The 26,278-nt window shown below is 65.7% G+C and carries 25 protein-coding genes; 15 read left to right on the forward strand and 10 right to left on the reverse strand.

Translation table 11 applies throughout. From position 1 onward, the window contains the following. Positions 1–57: 57 nt before the first annotated feature. From rpoE to pdxJ, 12 genes are all read left to right on the forward strand, one after another. Positions 58–642: an RNA polymerase sigma factor RpoE gene (gene rpoE, locus HNP46_RS07180; protein WP_184587244.1), complete on the forward strand. Its 585-nt coding sequence runs from the start codon at positions 58–60 to the stop codon at positions 640–642. 31 nt (positions 643–673) lie between these two features. Further along, entirely contained in the window at positions 674–1,258 is a 585-nt protein-coding gene (locus tag HNP46_RS07185) for a sigma-E factor negative regulatory protein (protein WP_184587246.1), read from the forward strand. A 21-nt stretch (positions 1,259–1,279) separates the two neighbouring features. Then, positions 1,280–2,224 (forward strand): MucB/RseB C-terminal domain-containing protein, encoded by a 945-nt coding sequence (locus HNP46_RS07190; protein WP_184587249.1) that lies wholly within the window; start codon positions 1,280–1,282, stop codon positions 2,222–2,224. Positions 2,225–2,314: 90 nt separating this feature from the next. Further along, positions 2,315–2,707 (forward strand): SoxR reducing system RseC family protein, encoded by a 393-nt coding sequence (locus tag HNP46_RS07195; protein WP_260403104.1) that lies wholly within the window; start codon positions 2,315–2,317, stop codon positions 2,705–2,707. 36 nt (positions 2,708–2,743) lie between these two features. Further along, positions 2,744–4,174, forward strand: a complete 1,431-nt coding sequence (locus HNP46_RS07200; protein ID WP_184587251.1) for a DegQ family serine endoprotease — start codon at positions 2,744–2,746, stop codon at positions 4,172–4,174. Between the two features lie 147 nt (positions 4,175–4,321). Continuing rightward, entirely contained in the window at positions 4,322–6,121 is a 1,800-nt protein-coding gene (lepA, locus tag HNP46_RS07205) for a translation elongation factor 4 (RefSeq protein WP_045210230.1), read from the forward strand. 5 nt (positions 6,122–6,126) lie between these two features. Continuing rightward, positions 6,127–6,981, forward strand: a complete 855-nt coding sequence (gene lepB / locus HNP46_RS07210) for a signal peptidase I (RefSeq protein ID WP_184587253.1) — start codon at positions 6,127–6,129, stop codon at positions 6,979–6,981. Between the two features lie 145 nt (positions 6,982–7,126). After that, a complete protein-coding gene (locus tag HNP46_RS07215; protein ID WP_184587255.1) occupies positions 7,127–7,504 on the forward strand; it encodes a DUF4845 domain-containing protein in 378 nt (125 codons plus the stop codon). Further along, positions 7,501–8,193, forward strand: a complete 693-nt coding sequence (gene rnc, locus HNP46_RS07220; RefSeq protein WP_024765542.1) for a ribonuclease III — start codon at positions 7,501–7,503, stop codon at positions 8,191–8,193. The genes HNP46_RS07215 and rnc overlap by 4 nt, the downstream gene beginning before the upstream one ends. Continuing rightward, positions 8,186–9,127, forward strand: coding sequence for a GTPase Era (gene era, locus HNP46_RS07225; RefSeq protein ID WP_138212455.1), 942 nt, complete (start codon positions 8,186–8,188; stop codon positions 9,125–9,127). The genes rnc and era overlap by 8 nt, the downstream gene beginning before the upstream one ends. Positions 9,128–9,215: 88 nt before the next feature. After that, positions 9,216–9,920 (forward strand): DNA repair protein RecO, encoded by a 705-nt coding sequence (gene recO, locus HNP46_RS07230; protein WP_184587257.1) that lies wholly within the window; start codon positions 9,216–9,218, stop codon positions 9,918–9,920. Continuing rightward, positions 9,913–10,656, forward strand: a complete 744-nt coding sequence (pdxJ, locus tag HNP46_RS07235) for a pyridoxine 5'-phosphate synthase (RefSeq protein ID WP_184587260.1) — start codon at positions 9,913–9,915, stop codon at positions 10,654–10,656. The genes recO and pdxJ overlap by 8 nt, the downstream gene beginning before the upstream one ends. Positions 10,657–10,897: 241 nt before the next feature. Here pdxJ and cmoB read toward each other — a convergent pair whose 3' ends face one another. From cmoB to HNP46_RS07280, 9 genes are all read right to left on the reverse strand, one after another. Further along, the gene (cmoB, locus tag HNP46_RS07240; protein WP_184587262.1) at positions 10,898–11,866 is read right to left on the reverse strand and encodes a tRNA 5-methoxyuridine(34)/uridine 5-oxyacetic acid(34) synthase CmoB; all 969 of its coding nucleotides are present in this window, start codon (positions 11,864–11,866) and stop codon (positions 10,898–10,900) included. Then, positions 11,863–12,603 (reverse strand): carboxy-S-adenosyl-L-methionine synthase CmoA, encoded by a 741-nt coding sequence (cmoA, locus tag HNP46_RS07245; protein WP_184587264.1) that lies wholly within the window; start codon positions 12,601–12,603, stop codon positions 11,863–11,865. The genes cmoB and cmoA overlap by 4 nt, the downstream gene beginning before the upstream one ends. 113 nt (positions 12,604–12,716) lie before the next feature. Further along, complete coding sequence (locus HNP46_RS07250) at positions 12,717–13,289, reverse strand: hypothetical protein (RefSeq protein WP_184587266.1); 573 nt, start codon at positions 13,287–13,289, stop codon at positions 12,717–12,719. Between the two features lie 87 nt (positions 13,290–13,376). Further along, a complete protein-coding gene (locus HNP46_RS07255; RefSeq protein ID WP_184587268.1) occupies positions 13,377–14,123 on the reverse strand; it encodes a substrate-binding periplasmic protein in 747 nt (248 codons plus the stop codon). Between the two features lies 1 nt (position 14,124). Next, the gene (locus HNP46_RS07260; RefSeq protein WP_184587270.1) at positions 14,125–14,799 is read right to left on the reverse strand and encodes a lysoplasmalogenase; all 675 of its coding nucleotides are present in this window, start codon (positions 14,797–14,799) and stop codon (positions 14,125–14,127) included. 108 nt (positions 14,800–14,907) lie between these two features. After that, entirely contained in the window at positions 14,908–15,303 is a 396-nt protein-coding gene (locus HNP46_RS07265) for a protease inhibitor I42 family protein (protein ID WP_184587272.1), read from the reverse strand. Positions 15,304–15,966: 663 nt separating this feature from the next. Further along, complete coding sequence (locus HNP46_RS07270; protein WP_184587274.1) at positions 15,967–16,119, reverse strand: hypothetical protein; 153 nt, start codon at positions 16,117–16,119, stop codon at positions 15,967–15,969. Positions 16,120–16,626: 507 nt separating this feature from the next. Further along, the gene (gene lon, locus HNP46_RS07275; protein WP_184587276.1) at positions 16,627–19,026 is read right to left on the reverse strand and encodes an endopeptidase La; all 2,400 of its coding nucleotides are present in this window, start codon (positions 19,024–19,026) and stop codon (positions 16,627–16,629) included. 133 nt (positions 19,027–19,159) lie between these two features. After that, complete coding sequence (locus HNP46_RS07280) at positions 19,160–19,954, reverse strand: AraC family transcriptional regulator (RefSeq protein WP_184587278.1); 795 nt, start codon at positions 19,952–19,954, stop codon at positions 19,160–19,162. 84 nt (positions 19,955–20,038) lie between these two features. Here HNP46_RS07280 and HNP46_RS07285 point away from each other — a divergent pair, with 84 nt between their 5' ends. After that, positions 20,039–20,902: an ATP-binding protein gene (locus HNP46_RS07285; RefSeq protein WP_184587281.1), complete on the forward strand. Its 864-nt coding sequence runs from the start codon at positions 20,039–20,041 to the stop codon at positions 20,900–20,902. A 19-nt stretch (positions 20,903–20,921) separates the two neighbouring features. Here the strand turns inward: HNP46_RS07285 and HNP46_RS07290 are convergent, their stop codons facing one another. Next, positions 20,922–22,964 (reverse strand): TonB-dependent receptor, encoded by a 2,043-nt coding sequence (locus tag HNP46_RS07290; protein ID WP_184587283.1) that lies wholly within the window; start codon positions 22,962–22,964, stop codon positions 20,922–20,924. A 249-nt stretch (positions 22,965–23,213) separates the two neighbouring features. Between HNP46_RS07290 and HNP46_RS07295 the strand changes: the two genes are divergently transcribed. Both HNP46_RS07295 and putP read left to right on the forward strand, forming a co-directional pair. Beyond that, positions 23,214–23,963 carry an AraC family transcriptional regulator gene (locus tag HNP46_RS07295; RefSeq protein ID WP_184587285.1) on the forward strand — a complete coding sequence of 250 codons (750 nt, stop codon included), beginning with the start codon at positions 23,214–23,216 and terminating at the stop codon, positions 23,961–23,963. 787 nt (positions 23,964–24,750) lie between these two features. Then, positions 24,751–26,268, forward strand: a complete 1,518-nt coding sequence (gene putP / locus HNP46_RS07300) for a sodium/proline symporter PutP (RefSeq protein ID WP_184587287.1) — start codon at positions 24,751–24,753, stop codon at positions 26,266–26,268. Positions 26,269–26,278: the final 10 nt, after the last annotated feature.

A 26,278-nucleotide genomic window follows, 5' to 3' on the forward strand; every position in this document is an offset into this window, starting at 1 on the left:
TGGCAGGACGATTTACCAGGGTGCTCGAAGCTCCTCCAGGTTTTCAGAGGAGCATTCATGCTAACCCAGGAAACGGATCAGCAACTGGTTGAGCGGGTACAGCGAGGAGACAAACGGGCTTTCGACCTGCTGGTGCTGAAGTACCAGCACAAGATACTGGGATTGATCGTGCGGTTCGTGCACGACGCTCAGGAAGCCCAGGACGTTGCACAGGAAGCGTTCATCAAGGCGTATCGCGCCTTGGGTAACTTCCGCGGCGACAGTGCCTTTTATACCTGGCTGTACCGCATCGCCATCAACACCGCGAAGAACCACCTGGTGGCGCGCGGTCGGCGACCGCCAGACAGCGATGTCACGGCGGAAGACGCGGAGTTCTTCGACGGCGATCACGCCCTGAAGGACATCGAGTCGCCGGAAAGAGCAATGCTGCGGGATGAGATCGAGGAAACCGTCCATCGCACCATCCAGCAGCTGCCCGACGACTTGCGCACGGCTCTGACCCTGCGCGAGTTCGAAGGCCTGAGTTACGAAGATATCGCCACCGTGATGCAGTGTCCGGTGGGAACAGTCCGCTCACGGATCTTCCGTGCGCGGGAAGCGATCGACAAAGCTTTGCAGCCTTTGTTGCATGAAGAAGTCTGATACAGCGGCAGAAGCCAAGAGAGGTACCGCTATGAGTCGTGAAGCCCTGCAGGAGTCGCTGTCCGCGGTTATGGATAACGAAGCGGACGAGCTTGAGCTGCGGCGTGTGCTTGCAGCCTGCGGCGAGGACGCCGAATTGCGGGCCACCTGGTCCCGTTACCAGCTGGCCCGTGCAGTGATGCACCGTGAGCCGGCCATGCCCAAGCTGGACATCGCCGCCGCTGTGTCCGCCGCGCTGGCTGATGAAGCCACCCCGGCACCGCGCAGTCGCAATCCCTGGCGCAATGTCGGCCGCCTGGCCGTCGCCGCCTCGGTGACCCTGGCCGTGCTGGCCGGTGTGCGCATGTACCATCAGGATGACAGTGTTGCCAGCGGCCTTGCCCAGCAAGGCGCCACTCCGCAGATCGCCCTGCCTCAGGTGCAAGGCCCGGCGGTACTGGCAGGCTACACTCAGGACGAGGCGCCGCAGGTGATTACCAATGCCCAGGGCGGGCAGACCACCTGGCATGACCAGCGTCTTCCGGGTTACCTGCGTCAACACGCGCAGCAGTCCGCCGTCAGCGGCACCGACAGCGCCCTGCCTTATGCACGCGCCGCGAGCCTGGAAAGCCGCTGATTTGCGACCTTAAGGAGCGACATGCGCGCGACGACAGCACTGTTGTTCTTCCTCGGCGGTCTGCTGGCATTGCCAGTCCAGGCCGCCGATGCGTTGGACTGGATCAAGCGCCTCTCCGAGGCTGATCAGAAACAGAACTTCCAGGGTACCTTCATCTACGAACGCAGCGGAGCCTTCACCACCCACGATGTCTGGCATCGGGTGGAGACTGACGGCTCGGTACGCGAGCACCTGGTCCAGGTCGATGGGCCGCGCCAGGAAGTGGTGCGCGTCAATGGCGCCACCCAGTGCGTCGGTGGCGGCATGGCGGGGCAGGCGTCGACCGGCGAGATGTGGCCGGCACGCAAGCTCAATCCGGCTGATCTTTCTGCCTACTACGATGTTCGCGTCGCTGGCGAGTCGCGCATAGCCGACCGCCCGGCGGTGGTGCTCGCGGTGATCCCGCGTGACCAGCATCGCTACGGCTTCGAACTGCACCTGGACAAGGAAACCGGCCTGCCGCTCAAGTCGCTGCTGCTCAACGACAAGGGCCAGATCATCGAGCGCCTGCAGTTCACCCGCCTCGACCTGTCCGCCCCGGACGATGGCGAGTTGCAGCCCAGCGCTGCCTGCAAGCCGGTGAAGGAAAGCAAGGTTGCCGAGGTCAAGACGGGCTGGCATTCCGAGTGGGTGCCGCCGGGGTTCGCCCTGACCGGTACGACGCAGCAGCGCAGCCCGGTCTCCGATGATCAGGTCCTGTGCCTCGCCTATGGTGATGGCCTGGCGCGCTTCTCGGTGTTCCTCGAGCCCCTGCATGGCACCAAGGTCGACGATGCCCGCACCCAGCTGGGCCCGACCACCGTGGTGTCGAGACGCTTCGCCAGTGACGACGGCGGCACCATGGTGACCGTGGTCGGCGAGATTCCCAGTGGTACGGCCGAGCGCGTGGCGTTGTCCATGCGGCCGTCGGGAGCCCAGCCACAGTGATCAGCGGGCGGGGGAGAGTGGTTGCGGTCGGGTCTGGCTCTGTCCAGGTCGAAACGCTGCGCCGCTCCACCCGCTCGGGACTTTCGATCCATGCCGGTTGCGGCCAGGGACTACTGGCGCAGCCGGGGATCGAGTCGGGACGTGGCCAGGTGCGCGTCCCTTCTTCGTTGCGAGCGGTTTCATCGAAAGCGGCTTCGTTGCAGCTTGCGCCCGGCGACGAGAGCGTGCCGGGTATCGAGGCCAAACCTTCTGCTGAAAAGCCCCCCACTTTTCTTTCTGCTTCCCTTGCTCGGATCGTTCGCGCTCGCCTGGCTGGCGGCGCGCTCCGGCTTCGGGGAGTCCCTCATCATCGCGGTCGGTGGAGCAGGCTTTCTGCTTGCCCGGCTGCTGGTGCGCCGCCTGACGCGGCGGCAAACGGATGATCCGGCGATGCAACCGGTTGTGCTGCGTACGCTGGTCGGTGGGCCGCCCGGCCCTGTTTAGTGATCTTCCCAATCAACATCACGGGAGCTGTAGTCAATGCAAACCCTGAAACGCAGCATGGCTGCGCTGGTCACCCTGCTGGCGCTGAGCCTGTCGGTCACCGCGCGGGCCGAACTACCGGACTTCACCCCGCTGGTCGAGAAGGCCTCGCCGGCGGTGGTCAACATCAGCACCACTCAGAAGCTTCCCGATCGCTCCAACGCGCAGATGGGCATTCCGGACCTCGACGGCCTGCCGCCGGGTCTGCGCGAATTCTTCGAGCGCAGCATTCCCCGCGGTCAGGGTGGCCAGGGCCAGGCGCCCCGTGGCCAGCAGCGCGAAGCGCAATCCCTGGGCTCGGGCTTCATCATTTCCGAGGATGGCTACATCCTCACCAACAACCACGTGGTGGCTGACGCCGACGAGATCCTCGTGCGCCTGTCTGACCGCAGCGAGCACAAGGCCAAGCTGGTCGGTGCCGATCCGCGCAGCGACGTGGCCGTGCTGAAGGTCGACGCCAAGGGCCTGCCGACCCTCAAACTGGGAGATTCAGACAAGCTCAAGGTCGGTGAGTGGGTGCTGGCCATCGGTTCGCCGTTCGGCTTCGACCATTCGGTGACCGCCGGTATCGTTAGCGCAAAGGGCCGCAGCCTGCCGAACGAGAACTATGTGCCGTTCATCCAGACCGACGTGGCGATCAACCCGGGCAACTCCGGCGGCCCGCTGCTCAACCTGCAGGGTGAAGTGGTGGGTATCAACTCGCAGATCTACACCCGTTCCGGTGGCTTCATGGGGCTTTCCTTCGCGATCCCCATTGATGTGGCGCTGAACGTCGCCGATCAGCTGAAAGCTGGCGGCAAAGTCAATCGCGGCTGGCTGGGTGTGGTGATCCAGGAAGTGAACAAGGACCTCGCTGAGTCCTTCGGCCTCGACAAGCCGGCCGGCGCGCTGGTGGCGCAGCTGGTGGAAGACGGCCCCGCTGCCAAGGGCGGCCTGCAGGTAGGCGACGTGATCCTCAGCCTGAACGGCCAGACCATCAACGAATCCGCCGACCTGCCGCACCTGGTGGGCAACATGAAACCGGGCGACAAGGCGTCCCTGGAAGTCATCCGCGACAACAAGCGCCAGACCCTGACCATGACCATCGGCAGCCTGCCGGACGACGACGATGCCGTCGCTGCCGTCGAGGGCAAGGGCGCCGAGCGCAGCAGCAACCGCATGGGTGTGACCGTGGCCGAGCTGACTGCCGAGCAGCGCAAGTCCATGGACATCAAGGGCGGCGTGGTGATCAAGGAAGTCCAGGGCGGTCCGGCGGCTATGGTTGGCCTGCGTCCGGGTGACGTCATCACGCACCTGAACAACCGTGCCGTGGATTCCTCGAAGACCTTTACCGAAATCGCCAAGGCGTTGCCGAAGGATCGCTCCATCTCCATGCGCGTACTGCGCCAGGGACGTGCGAGCTTCATCACCTTCAAACTGTCCGAGTAAGGCCAGTGCACTGAAAAAGGGCGGTCTCGACCGCCCTTTTTCATGCCTGACTGTCCGGCGCGGCGTGACGCCCCTGGCTGTATTCAGGTAAACTCCCCCGCTATTTTTCGGCGGACCGCCGCCTTCAGCCTTCCGAGTGTGTTCGCCGTGAGTGACCTGAGTCATATCCGCAATTTCTCCATCATCGCCCACATCGACCATGGCAAGTCGACGCTGGCAGACCGCTTCATCCAGATGTGCGGCGGCCTGTCCGACCGCGAGATGGAGGCCCAGGTACTGGACTCCATGGACCTGGAGCGTGAGCGCGGGATCACCATCAAGGCGCACAGCGTCACCCTTCACTACAAGGCGAAGGACGGCAAGACCTACCAGCTGAACTTCATCGACACCCCCGGCCACGTCGACTTCACCTATGAAGTCAGCCGCTCGCTGGCCGCCTGCGAGGGCGCGCTGCTGGTGGTGGATGCCGGCCAGGGCGTGGAAGCGCAGTCGGTGGCCAACTGCTACACCGCCATCGAGCAGGGCCTGGAAGTCATGCCCGTGCTGAACAAGATGGACCTGCCGCAGGCCGATCCGGACCGCGTGAAGGACGAGATCGAAAGCATCATCGGCATCGACGCCACCGACGCCGTGGCCTGCTCGGCCAAGAGCGGCATGGGCGTGGAAGACGTGCTGGAGCGCCTGGTCACCGCCATTCCTGCTCCGGAAGGCGAGATCGACGCGCCGCTGCAGGCACTGATCATCGACTCCTGGTTCGATAACTACCTGGGCGTAGTCTCGCTGGTACGCGTGAAGCACGGTCGCGTCAAGAAAGGCGACAAGATCCTGGTGAAATCCACCGGCAAGGTCCACCAGGTGGACAGCGTCGGCGTCTTCACCCCCAAGCACACCGAGACACCGGACCTCAAGGCCGGCGAAGTGGGCTTCATCATCGCCGGCATCAAGGACATCCTGGGTGCGCCGGTGGGCGATACCCTGACCCTGAACAACACCCCCGACGTGGACGTGCTGCCGGGCTTCAAACGCATCAAGCCGCAGGTCTACGCCGGCCTGTTCCCGGTCAGCTCCGATGACTTCGAGGACTTCCGCGAAGCCCTGCAGAAGCTGACCCTCAACGACGCCGCGCTGCAGTACGAGCCGGAAAGCTCCGAGGCCCTGGGCTTCGGCTTCCGCATCGGCTTCCTCGGCATGCTGCACATGGAGATCATCCAGGAGCGCCTGGAGCGCGAATACGACCTGGACCTGATCACCACGGCACCGACGGTGATCTTCGAGATCGTGCAGAAGAACGGCGAGATCCTCTACGTCGACAACCCGTCCAAGCTGCCCGACCTGTCGTCCATCGACGAGATGCGCGAGCCGATCTGCCGCGCAACGATCCTTGTGCCTCAGGAGCACCTGGGCAACGTCATTACCCTGTGCATCGAGAAGCGTGGCGTACAGCGCGACATGCACTTCCTCAGCGGCCAGGTCCAGGTGATCTACGACCTGCCGATGAACGAGGTGGTACTGGACTTCTTCGATCGCCTGAAATCCACCAGCCGTGGCTATGCTTCGCTGGACTACAGCTTCGATCGCTTCGAGCCGGCCAACCTGGTCCGTCTCGACGTGCTGATCAACGGCGAGAAGGTCGACGCCCTCGCCCTGATCGTCCACCGCGACAACGCCCCGTACAAGGGCCGTCAGTTGGTGGAGAAGATGAAGGAACTGATCCCGCGGCAGATGTTCGACGTCGCGATTCAGGCGGCCATCGGTGGGCAGATCATTGCCCGTTCGACGGTCAAGGCACTCAGGAAGAACGTGCTGGCCAAGTGCTACGGTGGTGACGTGAGCCGTAAGCGCAAGCTGCTGGAAAAGCAGAAGGCCGGTAAGAAAAGGATGAAGCAGGTCGGTAGCGTGGAGATTCCGCAGGAAGCCTTCCTCGCTGTGCTCAAAGTGGACAGTTGAACCCTATGACCCTGAATTTCCCGCTGTTGCTGGTGATTGCCGTCGCGGTATGCGGCGTTCTCGCCCTGGTGGACCTGGTGCTGTTCGCGCCGCGCCGCCGGGCGGCCATTTCCGCCTACGAAGGCTCGGTCGGCGAGGCCGATCCGGAAGTGCTGGAGAAGCTCAACAAGGAGCCGGTGCTCGTCGAGTACGGCAAGTCGTTCTTCCCGGTGCTGTTCATCGTGCTGGTGCTGCGTTCGTTCCTGGTCGAGCCGTTCCAGATTCCGTCCGGCTCGATGAAGCCGACCCTGGAAGTGGGCGATTTCATCCTGGTGAACAAGTTCGCCTACGGCATCCGCCTGCCGGTGCTGGACACCAAGGTGATCCCGGTCGGCGACCCGCAGCGCGGCGATGTCATGGTGTTCCGCTATCCCAGCGACCCGAACATCAACTACATCAAGCGCGTGGTCGGTGTGCCGGGCGACACCATCCGCTACACCAGCGACAAGCGCCTGTACATCAACGACCAGCCGGTGGCCGAGTCCCTGGTGGGCGAGGAGCCGGGCACCCTGGGCAGCGTGACCCTGTACCAGGAGAAGCTGGGCGCCGCGGAGCACATGATCCGCAAGGAAATGACCCGCTTCCGCATCGAACCGGGCAAGCAGTGGAAAGTGCCGGCCGACCATTACTTCATGATGGGCGACAACCGCGACAACTCCAACGACAGCCGCTACTGGAACGACCCGAAGATCCCGAAGGATCTGCTGGGCATGGTTCCGGACCACAATATCGTCGGCAAGGCGTTCGCCGTGTGGATGAGCTGGCCGGACCCGAAGATGCGCAACCTGCCGAATTTCTCGCGAGTCGGCGTGATTCACTAGACTTGTGAGACGCGGCAAGCCTTGCGGCCTGCGGCGGTGATAGAAAAAAGGGCGGGGCTGCACGCGGGGAGCGAGGCAGCCCCGCTTCACTTGGACCTGCCGCGGTTGGCGGGGCAAACAAGAAAGATAACGACATGAGGTCGATATGACGTACGCACGTTCGCAGAAGGGGATGTCGCTGCTGGGTTGGCTGGTGGTGCTGGCCGTCGTGGCCTTCCTCGCCAGTACCGCGTTCAAGCTGATCCCGCACTACATGGACTTCTACGCCATCGAGAAGTCGATCCAGTCGGTGGAAACCGACAAGGCGGCGGAGGTGCGCACGGTGCCGGAGTTCTACGCTTACGTGAACAAGGCGCTGATGCTCAACAACATCCGCGACCTCAACCTGGACGACGCCCTGGACGTGAAGCTCGAGAACAACGAGTTCCGCGCCCACCTGAAGTACGAAAAACGCGAGCCACTGGTGCAGAACATCGACCTGGTGGTCAAATTTGACAAAGAATACCGTGTACGAATGCCGTGAGTAACAACAGTCTGGATCGACTCGAGCGCAAGCTTGGCTACACCTTCCGCGACCAGGACCTGATGGTCCTGGCGCTGACCCATCGCAGCTTCGCCGGGCGCAACAACGAGCGCCTGGAGTTCCTCGGTGACGCCATCCTCAACTTCGTCATCGGCGAAGCCCTGTTCACCCACTTCCCCCAGGCCCGCGAAGGCCAGCTGTCGCGCCTGCGCGCGCGACTGGTGAAGGGCGAGACCCTGGCCCTGCTGGCCCGCGGTTTTGAGATCGGGGACTACCTGCGCCTGGGCTCGGGCGAGCTCAAGAGTGGCGGCTACCGCCGCGAGTCGATCCTGGCTGACGCCATGGAGGCGCTGATCGGCGCCATCTACCTGGACACCGGCATGGATTCCGCCCGCGAGCGGATCATGGCCTGGCTCGGCCCGCAGCTGCGCGAGCTGACCCCGGTGGATACCAACAAGGACCCCAAGACCCGCCTGCAGGAGTTCCTGCAGTCGCGCGGGTGCGAATTGCCGCGTTACGACGTGGTGGATATCCAGGGCGAGCCGCATTGCCGCACCTTCTTCGTGGAGTGCGAGGTGGCCCTGCTGAACGACAAGACCCACGGTCACGGCGGCAGTCGCCGCATCGCCGAGCAGGTGGCCGCCGCCGCCGCGCTGGCAGCCCTGGGCGTGGAGAATGGCCATGAGTGAGCACGAGCAAGACCAGCACGACCCATCCGAGCACGATGAAGCAGGGACCGTCCGCTGCGGCTATGTCGCCATCGTCGGTCGCCCCAACGTGGGCAAATCGACCCTGCTCAACCACATCCTCGGGCAGAAGCTGGCGATCACCTCGCGCAAGCCGCAGACCACCCGCCACACCCTGCTGGGCATCAAGACCGAGGGGGACGTGCAGGCGGTCTACGTCGACACCCCCGGCCTGCACAAGGACAACGACAAGGCGCTCAACCGCTACATGAACCGTTCGGCCAGCGCCGCGCTGAAGGACGTCGACGTGGTGATCTTCGTCGTCGACCGCAATCGCTGGACCGACGAAGACCAGATGGTCTACGACAAGGTCAAGTACGTGAGCTGCCCGGTGCTGCTGGCGGTGAACAAGGTCGACCGCATGGAAGACAAGGGCGAGCTGCTGCCGCACCTGCAGTGGCTGGCCGAGCAGTTGCCCAACGCCGAAGTCGTGCCGATTTCCGCCCAGCACGGGCAGAACCTCGACGTGCTCGAAGGCCTGGTGGCCGAGCGCCTGCCGGAGAATGACCACTTCTTCCCGGAAGACCAGATCACCGATCGCAGCAGCCGCTTCCTCGCCGCCGAACTGGTGCGCGAGAAGATCATGCGCCAGCTGGGCGCCGAGCTGCCGTACCAGGTCGCCGTGGAGATCGAAGAGTTCAAGCAGGACGGTCCGATCCTGCACATCCACGCGCTGATCCTCGTAGAGCGCGACGGCCAGAAGAAGATCATCATCGGCGACAAGGGCGATCGCATCAAAAGCATCGGCCAGAACGCGCGCAAGGACATGGAGGTGCTGTTCGACTCCAAGGTCATGCTCAACCTCTGGGTGAAGGTGAAGGGCGGCTGGTCCGACGACGAGCGCGCACTGCGTTCGCTGGGCTACGGCGACCTTTGACCGATCTTGCCCCGCGAGCATTCGCGGGGCACACCCTTCGGGCGCCTGAGCGCGCCCGTCTCCCCACTCCGACTCCAGGCGCAGCGCCATGAGCCTCGCTTCCACCGCCCAAGCCGCCTTCGTCCTGCACAGCCGTCCCTACAAGGAAACCAGCGCGCTGGTGGATTTCTTCACCCCGCAGGGGCGTCTGCGCGCCGTGCTGCGTGGGGCGCGGGGCAAGGCTGGAGCGCTGGCGCGACCGTTCGTGCCGCTGGAGGGCGAGTTCCGCGGGCGCAGCGATCTGAAAAATGTCGTGCGCCTGGAGCCCAACGGCATCCCCAACCTGCTCAGCGGCGAAGCGCTGTTCAGTGGCCTGTACCTGAACGAGCTGATGGTCCGCCTGCTGCCGGTGGAAGACCCGCATCCCGCGCTGTTCGAGCACTACCGCGCGACCTTGCCGCTGCTGGCCGCCGGCAGTCCGCTGGAGCCGCTGCTGCGCTCCTTCGAATGGCGGCTGCTGGACGACCTGGGCTATGGTTTTGCCCTGGACACCGATATCGCCGGCCAGGACGTGGCGCCGGACGGCCTCTACCGCCTGCTGCCCGACTCGGGCCTGGAGCCGGTCGGCAGCCTGCAGCCGGGCCTGTTCCACGGCGCCGACCTGCTGGCCATGGCCCAGGCCGACTGGAGTGCCCCCGGCGCCCTGGCTGCGGCCAAGCGCCTGATGCGCCAGGCCCTGGCGCCCCATCTTGGCGGCCGACCGCTGGTCAGCCGCGAGCTCTTCATGAATCGCAAGGACAACTCCCGTGACTGAAGCCAACCGTATCCTGCTCGGCGTGAACATCGACCACGTCGCCACCCTGCGCCAGGCCCGCGGCACCCGTTATCCCGACCCGGTGAAGGCCGCGCTGGATGCCGAGGAAGCCGGCGCCGACGGCATCACCGTGCACCTGCGCGAAGACCGCCGGCACATACAGGACCGCGACGTGCGCGTGCTCGCCGAAGTGCTGCAGACCCGCATGAACTTCGAGATGGGCGTCACCGAGGAGATGATGAAGTTCGCCGAGATCATCCGCCCGGCCCACGTCTGCCTGGTCCCTGAGACCCGTCAGGAGCTGACTACCGAGGGTGGCCTGGACGTCGCCGGCCAGGAAGCGCGCATCCGCGAGGCGGTGCAACGCCTGGCTGCTGCCGGTTGCGAGGTGTCGCTGTTCATCGACCCGGACCAGCGCCAGATCGAAGCGTCCGCGCGCATCGGTGCGCCGGCTGTCGAGCTGCACACCGGTCGCTATGCCGATGCTCACAACCCGGCCGAAGCGGCCCATGAGCTGGCGTGCATCCGGGATGGCGTGGAGTTCGGCCTGTCCCACGGCCTGATCGTCAACGCCGGACACGGTCTGCATTACCACAACGCCGAGCCGGTGGCGGCCATCGCCGGGATCAACGAGCTGAACATCGGCCACGCCATCGTTGCCCACGCGCTGTTCGTGGGCTTCAAGCAGGCGGTGGCCGAGATGAAGGCTTTGATCGTGGCGGCGGCGAATCGCTGAATGGAGAAGGGAGTCATCTGGCCGTTCGTGCCAGAGCATCTCCCTCTCCCTAACCCTCTCCCTGAAGGGAGAGGGGACTGTCCAGTGTGCGCGGGTAGATGTGCGTTAGCCGGCTGGCTCCGCCTTTGTCGGAGGCGCCGAATAGCCCCCTCTCCCTTCAGGGAGAGGGCGGGGGGAGAGGGTAGGCAGTCGCGCAGGGCTTGATGTCGATGGCCGGTGCGCTTATCGCATTACCTGCCGGTCAGGGCTTGCGCGCCACCAGCGTGGCGCGCAGCGGCGCCGGCAGGCCTTCGAGGGTGCGGCTGTGGTCGTGCGGATCGAGGAAGTCCGGCAGCGACTGGTAGCGCATCCATTCGGTGGCGCGTTGTTCTTCCACCGAGGTGCGGCTGATGTCCACGCTGCGCACATCGGTGAAGCCCGCGCGGCGCAGCCACAGTTCCAGCGCCGGCACCGACGGCAGGAACCACACGTTGCGCATCTGCGCGTAGCGGTCCTCGGGCACCAGCACGGTGTTCACGTCGCCTTCCACCACCAGGGTTTCCAGCACCAGCTCGCCGCCACGGCGCAGGCAGTCCTTGAGCGCCAGCAGGTGGTCGATGGGCGAGCGGCGGTGGTAGAGCACGCCCATGGAAAACACCGTGTCGAAGCCTTCCAGGCTCGCCGGCAGGTCCTCCAGGGCGAAGGGCAGGTGCCAGGCCGGCAGGTCCGGCAGGTAGCGCTTCATGGCGAGGAACTGGCAGAAGAACAGCCAGTTCGGGTCAACGCCGACCACGCTGCGGGCGCCGGCGCCGAGCATGCGCCACTGGTAGTAGCCGTTGCCGCAGCCGACGTCGAGGACTCGTTTGCCCGTCAGGTCGATGTGCGGCGAGACGCGGTCCCACTTCCAGTCCGAGCGCCATTCGGTGTCGATGTGCACGCCGAACAGGTGGAACGGCCCCTTGCGCCACGGGATCAGCCCCTGCAGGGCGAGCTGGAGCTGCGCGCGGGTGTCTTCGTCGCAGGCGCCGTCGAGGTCGAAGCGTTCGCGAAGTTCGATGGCAGTGGCCTGCAGCTGTGGCAGGCGGTCGACTGCCGCGAGCCAGCGTTCGAGATCGCCGTGGCCGTCGTCGACCTTGGCGGCCAGTTTGGCGGGCAGCGAGTCGGACCAGGATTGCAGCGGCGTGCCGGCCAGTTCAAGGCGCAGGCGGCTCAGGTCGAAGCGTTCGATCATGGCAGGGCAATCAGGGAAGCGAAGTTGAGGCACTGGAACCAGGGCACGACCTTGGAGAAGCCGGCGGCCAGCAGGCGCTCGCGGTGGGTTTCCAGAGTATCGGGGCGCATGACGTTCTCGATGGCGGTGCGCTTCTGGGCGATTTCCAGTTCGCTGTAGCCATTGGCGCGCTTGAAGTCGATGTGCAGGTCGGTGAGCAGCTCGTGCTCCTGCTCGTCGGCGAAGCGCAGTTTTTCCGAGAGGATCAGCGCGCCGCCCGGCAGCAGCGCAGCGTGCAGGCGGGTGAGCAGGGCCAGGCGTTGTTCGGGGGCGATGAACTGCAGGGTGAAGTTCAGCGCGATCAGCGAGCAGGGCTTGAGGTCCAGCGTCAGGATGTCCGCCTCGATCAGTTCGACCGGCAGCAGCTCCTGGTGCATGGCGTCCTGGGCGCGCAGGTACTCGCCGCAGCGCTCGATCATCGGCGCCGAGTTGTCGACGCCGATGACGCGGCAGCCTTCGGTCTTCACGTGGCGGCGCAGCGCCTGGGTCACGGCGCCGAGCGAGCAGCCGAGGTCGTACAGCACGCTGTTCGGGGCGGCGAAGCGCGCGCCGAGCACACCGATGTTCTCGACGATGGTGGGGTAGCCCGGCACCGATCGCTTGATCATGTCCGGGAAGACTCGCACCACGTCCTCGTTGAAGGTGAAGTCGGGAACCTGGGTTTGCGGCTGGGCGAAGATGCGGTCGGATTCGCTCACGCTGGATGGGGCCTCGTTACGCTGGACGGGCAACAGGGCGCGGCGCGCCCCGATTGCCGGGGCGCGCATTGTAGCCGAGGCGCCGGGTGCGCCCAAGCTTCAGCCGATAAGGGTCACTTGAGCTGGTCGGAGAAGTATTCGCCGGCGCCCTGCAGCGGGCCGAGAGGGTTCTTCTTGTCTTCCATGCGGCGGATGTTCGGCTCGCCGTTGCTGGTCTTGTGCACCACCACGTCGTCGATCAGCACGAACACCGGGCGGAACGACCAGCCTTGCACCTGGCGGCGCTTGCGGAAGTTGAAGATGTCAGCCCAGAAGCTGCCCACGCGCTGGCTGTCGGTCTTGTTGAAGTCGAAGGCATAGCCGATGCAGCGGTCCTTGGCCTGCAGGCAGGTCACCAGGCCATCGGGGAGGTAATCGATGGGGATGTTGGGTTGCACGAAGAGCAGGCGCACGTCGATGAACGAGAGCATCTTCGCGTTGCCCTGGGACAGCGGATCGAAGCCCAGCGCGTAGAGCTGCGAGCGGGTGGTCTTGCCAGGATCGACCTGGTTGAAGCGGCTCTGTGCATCCTGGTAATCCAGGAAGGGTGATTGCACTTCCGCACGTTCGCTGGGCAACAAGCCGCCACAGGCAGAGAGCGTCAGGCACGCTCCCAGCAACAACATCGAGCGAACTACTGCACGCATGGAGCTCCCCTTTTTTGAAGACTCTTATGATTGATCTATAGCTGATGGCAGACGGCCCCGCAGGACTTTTCTCACGCCGCTGTCGGGCTAGTCAACGGCGATGCCGTAACCCTGCATCAGTGCCTTCCACTGATCGTTGCGGCGCAGTCCGCGCAGGCCTTCGTCGAGGTCGCTCAGGCGCTGCTCCACGTCTTCCAGATGAGGATTCAGGGCGACGTACATGGGGCGCTTTTCCAGCAACTCGCCGGCCGCCTGGATGCGTGCGGAAAGGCCGTGGCGGCGCAGGTAGTGCTCGACTATCCGGCTGTCTTCGAGCAGCACGGTGATGCGCCCGAGCAGCAGCTTCTGGATATTGCGTTCGAGGACCTTCTCGCCGCTGAGCACCTGCACCTGTTCGTGGTTGTCCAGGTTGTCGTCGCGCCAGCGGTCCAGTTCGCTGCCGTAGGAGTACCCCTGGGCCAGGCCGACGGCCTGGTTGCCCAGCGACGCGACACCGTTCCAGGTCCAGGGATTGTCCTCGCGCACGTAGAAACGCATGGTCACCCAGCCGATGGGCTCGCGGCCGGTGAGCAGGCCTGCGGACTCCTCGCCGTAGGCGCCGACCACGCCGTCCACCAGCCCCTCGCGGGCCATCTGCAGGGCGCGTGGCCAGGGCAACGGTTCGAACTGTGGCGGCTGCGGCAGCAACCGACCGAGGGCTTCGAGGAAGACGCCGGGTTTGTCCGGGTCGTCCGGGCAGAGGTAGGGGCACCAGTCATCGCCGGCCAGGCGCAGGGGCTCGGCGCTGGCCAGTGCGGAGCAGAGCAGCAGGGCCGGTGAAGCGAGTCGCAGCATGTCAGGCTCGGGTGGCGGGGCGTCCTTGCGAGTATGGCAGAGCGATATGACGGGATGTGACGGAAGCGGCGATGCCGAACTGACCCAGCCAGTAGGTCAGCATGATGGCGTAGGAGGAACCGTCGAAGGAGGCGACGAAGCGGCTGATGCCGATCATCGAATCGGAGCTGACGAACAGCAGTGCGCCCAGGGCGGCGAACAGCCGGCTGGCGCTGGCGATCGACGGCACGCCGAGGCGGGCGATGGCGCGCCAGAGCATGGCGCTGATGGTCAGGCTGTACAGCGCGATGGGCAGCAGTAGCGGGCCCAGGCCGCGGCTGAAGAGCAGGACGAACAGGCCGCCACCCAGCGCTGCGGCAACCAGCAGGCCGAGCGGGGCGACGCGCCGGGTGTCGCCCAGGTAGGCGACCAGGTAGGCCAGGTGCGCCAGGAGGAACGCGGCGAGTCCGGGCACGAAGGCATTGATCGGCCACTCCAGCAGGATGTCGCCGAGCATCGACAGGACCAGGCCGATGGCGACCCAGCGCCGGTAACCGTCGGCCGGCGTGCCGAGGATCCAGAACAGCATGGCCAGCACCGGCAGCGGCTTGCACAGCATGCGCAGGACAGGCAGGTCAAAGGTGACGGCGAACAGGTAGGCGGCACCGCCGATCAGTGCCAAGAGTGCCCAGCGCATGGGGTTCCCTCCCGAGGAAATGAACGCCCACTGTGCCGCAGCGCCGCGCCCGTCCCACAGGCCGAAAGCGTCAGTGCGAGCGGCTTATGGCGCCGGGCCGGGCGTGTCTTACTGGACCTTGATCGGGCAGACGAAGGTCTGCGCGGGGGCGACTTCCGCCTCCCAGGGGCGGCGGTAGGCCAGTTCCAGCTGGTCCTCGCCGGCGCCGGAAACGCGGAAGCGCCAGGTGGATTCCCCGGCACTGCCGACCAGGCCGGCATCCTCGGGATTGCTGTAGACCTCCGGGCCGAGGGCGCGCAGCAGGCCGTTGGCGGCGTTGCGCATTTCCCAGCGGAAGCCGGTGGTGGGGTTGCTCGGCAGGATCAGCACCAGCTCCTGGCCGGCGTGCAGTTTCAGCGGCTTGCAGTCGCTGGCGTGTTCCAGGGTGACCACGGGTTTGGTCTGCCCGGCACAGCCGGCGAGCAGGGCCAGGGCGAGGGGCAGCAGCGGGCGGTACGACGGCATGGGGGCTCCTGGGAGGGGACAGGTTGGGCCGCAGGATACCGCAATCGGGGTTGGCGTGAACTTCGTCCATTTTGTGTGTGCATCGGGCTGGATGTTTTGCGCCGCTTCGGCGTGCGCGCGGATTTCCTGTTTCGCCCCCTCGGGCGACCTCCTTTGGCAAACGCCCCAAAGGAGGCAAAGGTCTTGCCCCAATCATCCGGTTTTTCGCTTGGGGCGAAAAATACCCTCGTTGAAGCGCAGTTTCAGGGGCCCGCCGCGAAGGGCCATCCCTGGCCCATCGCGGCTCTCGCGACATCCATGTCGCTCAACCCCTGAAACTCCACTTCAACGAGGCCTCCTGAACGGGGCCATTCGGAGTGCGCTGACGTTTCTCTGGAAAACTTCAGAGCCAGAGCCAGAGCCAGAGCCAGAGCCGAGGCGCGCGTGGGGTTCTAAGGTTGGAGCAGTGGCGCTCTTTGTAGGAGCGGACTTGTCCGCGATCGGATTCCCATCCACTGCGAAATCACGGCGAAGCAGGAACGAAAGCTGGATGGCGCGTCGGCAGGGTCGGTTCGCGAGCAAGCTCGCTTCTACAATCGGGCGCTGCAGATCGGTGTACCTGGGAAGATCGAATCCCGCCGCGAGGGATTTCGCGGACAAGGTCCGCTCCTACGCAAACGCATCTCACGGTGCCACGCCAAATTCGTTGCCGTTGCCGTTGCCGTTGCCGTTGCCGTTGCCGTTGCTTTTCAGGGTTTCCAGCGAAACATCCGCACGCGCCGAAGTGCCCCTTTCAGGAGGCCGAAGGTGATCGGAGTTCCAGGGGTTGAGCGACATGGATGTCGCGAGAGCGTTGTCGGGCCAGGGATGGCCCGTCAACGCGGGCCCCTGGAACTCCGAGGAACCGAGGGTACTTTTCGCGAAGCGAAAAGCCGGATGGCAGGGGCGAGACTTTTTGGTTCCTTTTGTGGCGTTTGACAAAAGGGACTCGCCCGAGGGGGCGAAACACAGAGTTCGCGCGCACTCCGAAGCGGCGCCGAAACACACAACCTGAGGCGAATACATCGCGGACGAAGTCCGCTCCTACGTAACCGGTAAAACCGGAGCCAACCTGCAAGAGCCGGCCCTGCTGGCGAGTCGCGGACAGAGTCCGCTCCTGCCCGAAGGTCGATTGCTACCGTAGGGCGCATAACGCCTACGGCGTTATCCGCCGTCGTGGCGGATAACCCGTTCCGGGTTATGCGCCCTACAAAAAACAGGAGCTAGCAGCAAGTGAAGACAGTTTCTCCTGCAGGGGAACGCCGAGCCGGTCGGCGTGCCTGCAGGAGCGGAGCTGATCAGACATCAGGCCGGGAACAACACCTTCGCCACATCGCCGAAGCGCTTGGCGAAATGCACCGTCAGGCCTTCCTTCAGGTACTCCGGCAGCTCTTCGAAGTCGCCACGGTTGGGCTCGGGCAGGATCAGCTCGAAGATCTTCTGCCGCCGCGCTGCGATGACTTTCTCGCGCACCCCGCCGATGGGCAGCACCTGGCCGGTGAGGGTCAGCTCGCCAGTCATGGCCACGCCCTTCTTCGGCGCCTGGTTGCGTGCCAGGGACAGCAGCGCGCTGGCCATGGTCACGCCGGCACTGGGGCCGTCCTTGGGCGTGGCGCCCTCGGGTACGTGCAGGTGGACGAAGGCCTGGTCGAAGAAAGTCGACTCGCCGCCGTACTTCTTCAGGTTCGAGCTGATGTAGCTGTAGGCGATTTCCGCCGACTCCTTCATCACGTCGCCCAGTTGCCCGGTGAGCTTGAAGCCGCGGTTCAGCGTATGGATGCGCGTCGCCTCGATGGGCAGGGTCGCGCCGCCCATGCTGGTCCAGGCCAGGCCGGTGATCACGCCGATGCCGGAGAGCACCTGCTCGGTACGGAACACCGGCATGCCGAGGAATTGTTCCAGGTCCTTGGCGCCGATCTTCACCACCGATTCGGGGTCTTCCAGCAGCTTCATCACCGACTTGCGCACCAGCTTGCCGAGCACCTTCTCCAGCTGGCGCACGCCGGCCTCGCGGGCGTAGCCCTCGATCACCGCGCGCAGGGCGGCGTCGTTGATCGAGATGCGCTGCTTGGGCACGCCGGCCTTTTCCAGTTGCTTGGGCCACAGGTGGCGCTTGGCGATAGCCAGCTTCTCCTCGGCGATGTAGCCGGACAGGCGGATGACTTCCATCCGGTCCAGCAGAGGGCCGGGGATGGAATCCAGGGTGTTGGCGGTGCAGACGAACAGCACCTTGGACAGGTCCAGGCGCAGGTCCAGGTAGTGGTCGAGGAATTCGACGTTCTGTTCCGGGTCCAGCGTCTCCAGCAGCGCCGAGGCGGGGTCACCCTGGTAGCTGCTGCCGAGCTTGTCGATCTCGTCGAGCATGATCACCGGGTTCATCACCTCGACGTCCTTCAGCGCCTGCACCAGCTTGCCGGGCAGGGCGCCGATGTAGGTGCGGCGGTGGCCCTTGATCTCGGCCTCGTCGCGCATGCCGCCGACGCTGAAGCGATAGAACGGCCGCCCCAGGCTCTCGGCGATGGACTTGCCGATGCTGGTCTTGCCCACGCCCGGCGGGCCCACCAGCAGCACGATGGAACCGGCGATCTCACCCTTGAAGGTGCCCACCGCGAGGAATTCGAGGATGCGGTCCTTGACGTCTTCCAGCCCGGAATGATGGCGGTCGAGGACCTTGCGTGCGTGCTTGAGGTCGAGCTTGTCGACGCCCATCAGGCCCCAGGGCACGGAAGTCGCCCAGTCGAGGTAATTGCGCGTGACGGCGTATTCCGGCGAGCCGGTTTCCAGGATCGACAGCTTGTTCAGCTCTTCGTCGATGCGCTTCTTCGCCTGCTCGGGCAGGGTCTTGCCTTCCAGGCGGGCGCGGAACTCGTCGGAGTCTGCGCTCTTGTCGTCCTTGGTGATGCCCAGTTCCTGCTGGATGATCTTCAGCTGTTCCTGCAGGAAGAATTCGCGCTGGCGCTCGCCGATCTTGCGGTTGACCTCGGCGGACAGCTCCTTCTGCAGGCGTGCGACCTCCACTTCCTTGCGCAGCAGCGGCAGGACCTTCTCCATGCGCTTGAGCATCGGCACGGTATCGAGCACGCCCTGCAGCTCGGAGCCCGGCGCGGTGGTCAGCGCGGCGGCGAAGTCGGTCAGCGGCGACGGATCGTTGGGGTTGAAGCGGTTGAGGTAGTTCTTCAGCTCTTCGCTGTACAGCGGGTTGAGCGGCAGCAGCTCCTTGATCGCGTTGATCAGGGCCATGCCGTAGGCCTTCACCTCGTCGCTCGGGTCGCTGGGAGTGTGCGGGTATTCCACTTCCACCAGGAAGGGCGGGCGATGGCGCTTGATCCAGCCGCGGATGCGCACGCGCGACAGGCCCTGGGCGACGAACTGCAGCTTGCCGCCCTCGCGGCTGGCGTGGTGCACGCGCACCAGGGTGCCGTGCTCGGGCAGGCTGTCCGGGTCGAAATGGCGCGGGTCTTCCGGCGGGTTCTCCATGAAGAACAGCGCCAGGCTGTGGTGCTCGGTCTTGGCGACCAGTTCCAGCGTCTCGGCCCACGGTTCCTCGTTGACGATCACCGGCAGCACCTGCGCCGGGAAGAACGGGCGGTTGTGGATCGGGATGACGTAGACCGTGGTCGGCAGGTTCTGCCCCGGCAACACCAGCCCGGTGTTGCTGACCTCTTCGGCGCTGTGGATATCGTGAATCTCGTCGTGGTCGCTCATGAGGCACCTGACTGATTGAACATGACAGTCTAGATGGGGAAACCGGCGCGGGGTTTCAATCCCATTTCCGAAGGTTGTGCGCGGAGGATGTTGCGGGAAATTGCTTACGAGCGGATTAGCGCCCGTCGGCGGATCAGCGGCGTGGCCGTAGGAAATCGCTGGGCGGCCGGCCGAAGTGCCGGCTGAACATCGCGCTGAAGGCGCTGGGAGTGCTGTAGCCGACTTCCAGCGCCACGCTCAGCACGCTCTCGCCCAGGGCCAGGCGCTCCAGTGCGGCGAGCAGGCGCGCCTGTTGCCGCCATTGGCCGAAGGTCAGCCCGGTTTCGGCGAAGAACCAGCGTTGCACCGTCTTGCTGTCGACGTTCAGCCGCGCTGCCCAGTGGGCAAGGCTGGCGTTGTCGCCGGGCTGGGCCTGGATGGCCTGGCACAGCGCGCGCAGGCGCCGGTGGGCCGGCAGCGGCAGGTGCAGCGGCAGCATGGGGTCTTCGCGCAGTTCATCGAGCATCAGGCCGAGGACGCGGCCGTCGCGGGAGTCCGGGGTGACTTCGCCGCTGATCGACAGCGCCGCCAGGATCAGCTCGCGCAGCAACGGCGAGACCGCCAGCACGCAGCAGTCCGGTGGCAGGTGCGGGGCGCTGCCCGGCTCCACATAAAGGGTGCGCACCTGTACGTCGCCAACCATGCGTGTCCAGTGCTCCACGCCCGCGGGTATCCACAGGCCGCGGTTATCCGGCACCACCCACTGGCCGCTGGCGCTGCCTACGACCAGCACGCCGCGCACGGCGTAGAGCAGTTGCGCGCGGTGATGGCGGTGCGCTGGCACCTGGTGGCCGTCGGGAAAGTCCAGGGCGACGGCCGCCACCGGGCTGGCGGCCCGTTCGTCGCCATGATTTTCCGGGGGGCGTGCGGCAATGTCCTTCTGGCGCATGTGAATGCCTTTTTGTCGTTAGACGACCACTTTCCTTCATCGCTAGGCTGCTGAACAGTCCCCATCTGCTTCGATGATCCCGCCATGACCGACATCTCTGCTATTTCCGAACAACTGGCCCGAATCGCCCGGTTGCTCGAACAATCCCTGCCTGCGCGTCCACAGCTGGCACTGGAGGACGGCGCCATCGCCCACCTGTGGGAGTACCGCCAGGGCCAGCCGCGCCTGACGCCGGTGGTCGACCCGGCGCTGATCGCCTTCGATGATCTGCGCAACGTCGACCGGCAGAAGGCGCTGATCGAGCAGAACACCCGCCAGTTCGTCTCCGGCCGCCCGGCCAACAACGTGCTGCTGACCGGCGCCCGCGGCACCGGCAAGAGTTCGCTGGTGAAGGCCTGCCTGCACGCCTTCCATGCCGAGGGGCTGCGCCTGATCGAAGTGGACAAGGAGCACCTGGCCGACCTGCCGCAGATCATCGACCTGCTGCGCGATCGCCAGGAGCGCTTCGTGCTGTTCTGCGACGACCTGTCCTTCGAAGACGGCGAGACCGGCTACAAGGGCCTGAAGACGGTGCTGGACGGTTCGGTGGCCGGGCAGTCGGGCAACGTGCTGATCTACGCCACCTCCAACCGTCGCCACCTGCTGGCCGAGCGTGCCGAGGACAACCTGTCGTTCCAGCGCAGCGAGAGCGGCGAATTGCACCCCGGCGAGGCGGTGGAGGAGAAGATTTCGCTCTCCGAGCGCTTCGGCCTGTGGATATCTTTCTATGCCTTCAGCCAGGAGCAGTACCTGGGGGCGGTCGCGCGCTGGCTGGAGTCCCACGGCCTGGGCGGCGTGGCGCAGGAGGAGTGGGAGCAGGCGGCGATCCGCTGGGCGACCCATCGCGGGTCGCGGTCCGGGCGGATCGCCGCACAGTTCGCCCGGGATTACGCCGGGCGTCGGCTCTAGAACATCAGAAGGCCACTTTCTAGAAGGCCACTTTCACCCCCGCCTGGAGGCCGCGCCCGCCGGCCGGCACGCTGTCACGCAGGATGGAGCTGGCGTAGCGCACGGTCTGGTTGGTCAGGTTCTCGCCCTTGACGAAGGCCAGCCAGCGGCTGTCGCCCAGGTCGAAGCGGTAGCCGAGGCTGGCGCCCAGGGTGGTGTAGCCGTCGGTGCGCAGCTCGTTCTCCGGCACGCGGTTCTGGTCGGCGGCGTATTCCACGTCGACCCGCGCCTGCCACTGCTGCAGTTCCCAGAGCAGCGCGCTGTTCAGGCGCAGCGGAGCAATGCGTGGCAGGGCTTCGCCGGTGTCCTTGTTCTTGGCGCGGGTGTAGTCGCCGGAGAGCTCCAGGTCGAAGCGGCCGTAGGGGCTGTCCAGCAGGTGGATGCGGTCCTGTGCCTCGACGCCGTAGAAGTCCGCCTTCACGCCGCTATAGAGGTACTCGGGCAGCGCCTCGTCGTCGCCGGCATCCACCACCGCGCCTTCCTCGTCGCGGTAGCGTCCGCTGGCCAGCAGGCCGATGTAGTTGGAGAAGCGGCTGTAGAACACGCCGACGCTGCCCTTGTGGCGGCCGCCGTCAAAGCGCAGGGCGAGGTCGGTGGAGACGGCCTTTTCCTTGCTCGCGTCGGCGTCGCCCACTTCGAAGGTGCCGGTGGCGGCGTGGGCGCCGTTGGCGTACAGCTCGTAGAAGGTCGGCGCGCGCTCGGTGTAGGCCAGGGTGCCGGCCAGCGACCAGATCGACGTCAGCTGGTACACCGCGCCCGTGGACAGGCTGCCGGCGGTGAAGCTGCGCGAGCCGTCGTTCTCGGCGAAGCGTTCGTTGTCCTTGGCGTTGGGCTCGATGCGCGTGTGTTCGACGCGGCCACCCAGGTTCAGCGCCAGGCGCTCGCTGGCCTGCCAGTTCTCCAGGAAGAACAGCGCGGCGCTGTCGGTCTCGGTGTGCGGCACGAAGGCTTCTTCCCCCAGCGCGGAGAAGCGGCTGTTGGCGACCTGCGCACCGACCACGCCGTCCAGCGGACCGATGGGCTTGTGCCGGGCTTCGATGCGCGCCTCGTAGCCGTCGTTCTTGAAGGTGGTGCCGGTCTCGCCGTCCTCGATTTCCTTGTGCTGGTACTCGGTGTAGGCGGCGTCCAGCTTCACCGAGCTGAAGGGGCCGTCGAGGTCGCGGATTTCCGAGGCGAAGGCGTAGCGGTCCTGCTGCATCTTCAGGCGCACGTCGTCTTCGGCGGGGGAGCCGTAGTTGCTGTCGTAGCCGCTGTAGGACAGGCCGGCATAGCCGTGATCCCAGTGGTAGCTGCCACCGATGGCGCCGCTGTCCTGGCGGCCGTCGCTGTTGTTCACGCGGTGTTTCGCGTCATCGCCATCGATCTGGCGTTGCCGTGCGGAGTGGGCGTAGCCGGGGATGCGCAGGTCGTTGAACTCGCGGGAGCCGGCGTCCAGGTGCAGGGCGAAGGTGCCGTCGCCGGCTTCCAGCGCGCCAGCGCTGCTGCGGGTGGTGTCCGAGCCGCCGTAGCGCAGCTCGCCCTGGCCGTGGATGCCATCGACCGGTTCGCTGGGAATGCGGTTGTCGAAGCTGTTGACCACGCCGCCGATGGCGTTGCCGCCGTAGAGCAGGGCGGCCGGGCCACGGACCACTTCGATGCGTTCGACCACGTTGGGGTCTTCCGGCACGGCGTGGTCGTAGGACAGCGAGGAGGCGTCCAGCGCGCCGACGCCATTGCGCAGGAGGCGGATGCGGTCGCCGTCCATGCCGCGGATCACCGGGCGGCTGGCGCCGGGGCCGAACCAGGTGGAGGATACGCCCGGCGTGCCGTTGAGGGTTTCACCCAGGCTGCCCTTCTGCCGCAGGGTCAGCTCGTCGCCCTGCAGGACGCTGCTGGGGGCGGCGGGGGAAGCATCGCCCAGCGGGTTGGCGGTGATCACCTGGGGCGCCAGCTCGGTGGGGGCGGCAACGGCCAGCGCGGGTGCGGCAGCGCACAGGGCCAGACTCAGCGGGGCTAGGCGCCAGCGGGGGCGGGATGGGGACATGACGAACTCCTGGTTTTTCTTCTGGCAAAGCGAACCCCTCCCTGGTGATCAGGGATGCGCCAGGCGGCGGGGAAGGGCAAGGTGGGAATGTGTTATTTGTTATAACATAACATATCCGTAGGTTAGCAAGGTTTTCCGGCTTAGACGCTTTGGTGCTTTTCGTTTTTCGAGTTGCGCCCGGTTGCACCTGCTGGCTGGGCAGCTCTACGAAATTTCCGTACCATGCTCAAAATTTGATCACCCAGCGCCATGTTCGATACCCGTCTCGCCACGCTGTCCGACCAGACCGACCAGCACGCCCATGGCCATCACCAGTTGGTGCTGGCCCTGAGCGGCCGCGCGGAATTCGAGATCGGCGGAGCAGGCGGCGAGGTCTGCCGCATGCGCGCCTGCCTGGTGCCGGGGGAGGTCGATCACGAATTCGCCGGCCTGGGCGACAACCGCATGCTGATCGTCGACCTCGATGAAGCCGGCACCGGCGAGCAGGACCGCGAGCTGCTGGCGCGGCTGTTCGAGGTGCCGCGCTACCCGACCCTGGACGCGGATTTCCAGCACCTGCTCAGCTACGCCGGAGCGGAAATTGCCCGCTACGGCGACGATCCACTGCTGGCTCGCGCCCTGGGTGGCGTGCTGCTGCGCGCGCTGCACCTGCGCCTGTTCGGCGAGGACCGCCCGCCGCGCAATGGCCCGCTGGACCTGGAGCGGCTGGATGGCTACATCGCCGAACGCCTGTCCCGGCGCATCAGCGTGGCCGAGTTGGCGCAGGTCGCCTGCCTGAGCCCCAGTCACTTCCACGCGCAGTTCAAGGAGCGTGTCGGCCTCACGCCGCATCAGTACCTGCTGCGCCAGCGCCTGGATCGCGCTGCGCGCCTGCTGCGGGAATCCGACCTGCCGCTGGTGAACGTGGCCGGCGAATGCGGGTTTTCCAGCCAGAGTGCGCTGACCACGGCGATGCGCCGCTATCTCGGCTTGACCCCGGGCAACCTGCGCCGCAGCTGAAACCAATAGCCTGCGCGGCGTGGATTGCTGATCGAATGGTCAGCTGTCGACCTTCGGCTGTCGGAGTCTTCTGCAAGAACTCCAGAGCTTTCAGCAAGAAATCCGCTGGGTGCAACCCATAGAGTCCGCCCACCGCGTTGCTGGTGTTCCAAGGTGCAACCCGGTCAGACCAAGAACAACAGCCAGCTCGATACGCGGGAGGGGCAGCATGCCCATCACCGGTTCTGTCTTTGCCTGTGGCACGCCTGCACCTGGCGGCGCCACGCCCTCCACGGCTCGGCCCGCAGCGCCCGCCCGTGGCCTCGTGCGGTCCGCCCCCGGACCAGTGGCGCCATTCGCCCCGAGGCTTTCTGTACAATCCGCGCCCTCGCGCGCCGGCCACCCCCTGCCGCAACTCCCTGCGCGCGTGAACACAGTTTCGAATCGCTCCGGCCAGCCGCGCCGCCCGTTTATCAGGCGGCGTGCCCTGCATTGCCGGAGTGCTGGCGGCCGTTCCGGCGCCTGAAGGATCACCGGGCCCCGCCCGGGAAACGCCCCGCACCTCGCTCACCGGCGAACGCGGGACGGAGGTCGCCGTGGTGAGACGGTGGCTGCAGGAAGACGCCAGCAAGGACGAGGGCGTGCCTGCGTCGGGATGCGTAGCGGTTCGGTACCTGTTTGGCGCCACGCGCAACCCGGTTTGCCTGTGAGCAAGCGCTAACCGGCCGGCGTCAACCACGCCGGCTGCCAGTCAAGGGTCCGCGATACCCCGCGAGCCCGGATAAAAACAAGCTGTAGGGGAGTCCCCATGAGCGTCAATACGCCAACACTGATCACCTTCGTGATCTACATCGCAGCCATGGTCCTGATCGGCCTGGCCGCCTACCGTTCGACCAACAACTTCTCCGACTACATCCTCGGTGGCCGCAGCCTCGGCAGTTTCGTCACCGCGCTGTCGGCCGGTGCCTCGGACATGAGCGGCTGGCTGCTGATGGGCCTGCCGGGCGCCATCTACCTGTCGGGCATTTCGGAGAGCTGGATCGCCATCGGCCTGATCTGCGGCGCCTACCTGAACTGGCTGTTCGTCGCCGGCCGCCTGCGGGTGCACACCGAGCACAACGGCAACGCGCTGACCCTGCCGGACTACTTCAGCACCCGTTTCGAGGACAACAGCCGCCTGCTGCGGGTGATCTCCGCGCTGGTGATCCTGGTGTTCTTCACCATCTACTGCGCCTCCGGCATCGTCGCCGGCGCCCGCCTGTTCGAAAGCACCTTCGGCATGTCCTACGAGACCGCGCTGTGGGCCGGTGCCGCCGCGACCATCGCCTACACCTTCGTCGGTGGCTTCCTGGCCGTGAGCTGGACTGACACCGTGCAGGCCTCGCTGATGATCTTCGCGCTGATCCTCACCCCGGTGATCGTGCTGTTCGCCACCGGTGGCGTGGAGCCCACCTTCGCTGCCATCGAGCTGAAGGACGCGGCGAACTTCGACATGTTCAAGGGCGCTTCCTTCGTCGGCGTGCTGTCGCTGATGGCCTGGGGCCTGGGCTACTTCGGCCAGCCGCACATCCTGGCGCGCTTCATGGCCGCCGATTCGGTGAAGTCGATCCCGGCTGCCCGGCGCATCTCCATGACCTGGATGATCCTCTGCCTGGGCGGCGCCGTGGCCGTCGGCTTCTTCGGCATCGCCTACTTCCAGGCGCACCCGGAGCAGGCTGGCGCCGTGGGCGAGAACCACGAGCGCATCTTCATCGAACTGGCGAAGATCCTGTTCAACCCGTGGATCGCCGGCATCCTGCTGTCCGCCATCCTCGCCGCGGTGATGAGCACCCTGAGCTGCCAGCTGCTGGTGTGTTCCTCGGCGCTGACCGAAGACTTCTACAAGGCCTTCCTGCGCAAGAACGCCAGCCAGCTGGAGCTGGTGTGGGTCGGTCGTGCCATGGTGCTGCTGGTGGCGCTGGTGTCCATCGCCCTGGCCGCCAATCCGGACAACCGCGTCCTGGGCCTGGTGTCCTACGCCTGGGCCGGCTTCGGCGCCGCCTTCGGTCCGCTGGTGCTGTTCTCCGTGCTGTGGAAGGGCATGACCCGCAACGGCGCGCTGGCCGGCATCATCGTCGGTGCGGTCACCGTGATCGTCTGGAAGCAGTTCGGCTGGCTCGGCCTGTACGAGATCATCCCAGGCTTCATCCTCTCCAGCATTTCCATCGTGGTGTTCAGCCTGTTCGGCTCCGCCCCGTCGAAGGCGATGATCCAGCGTTTCGAGGCCGCCGAGGCCGAGTACGCCGAAGCTCATCTGCCCGAGGGCAGCGTGGCTGCCAGCCGCTGAGTCTTCGCTG

Origin of the sequence: Pseudomonas nitroreducens (assembly GCF_014204515.1) — a bacterium.
Taxonomy (GTDB): Bacteria; Pseudomonadota; Gammaproteobacteria; order Pseudomonadales; family Pseudomonadaceae; genus Pseudomonas; species Pseudomonas nitritireducens_A.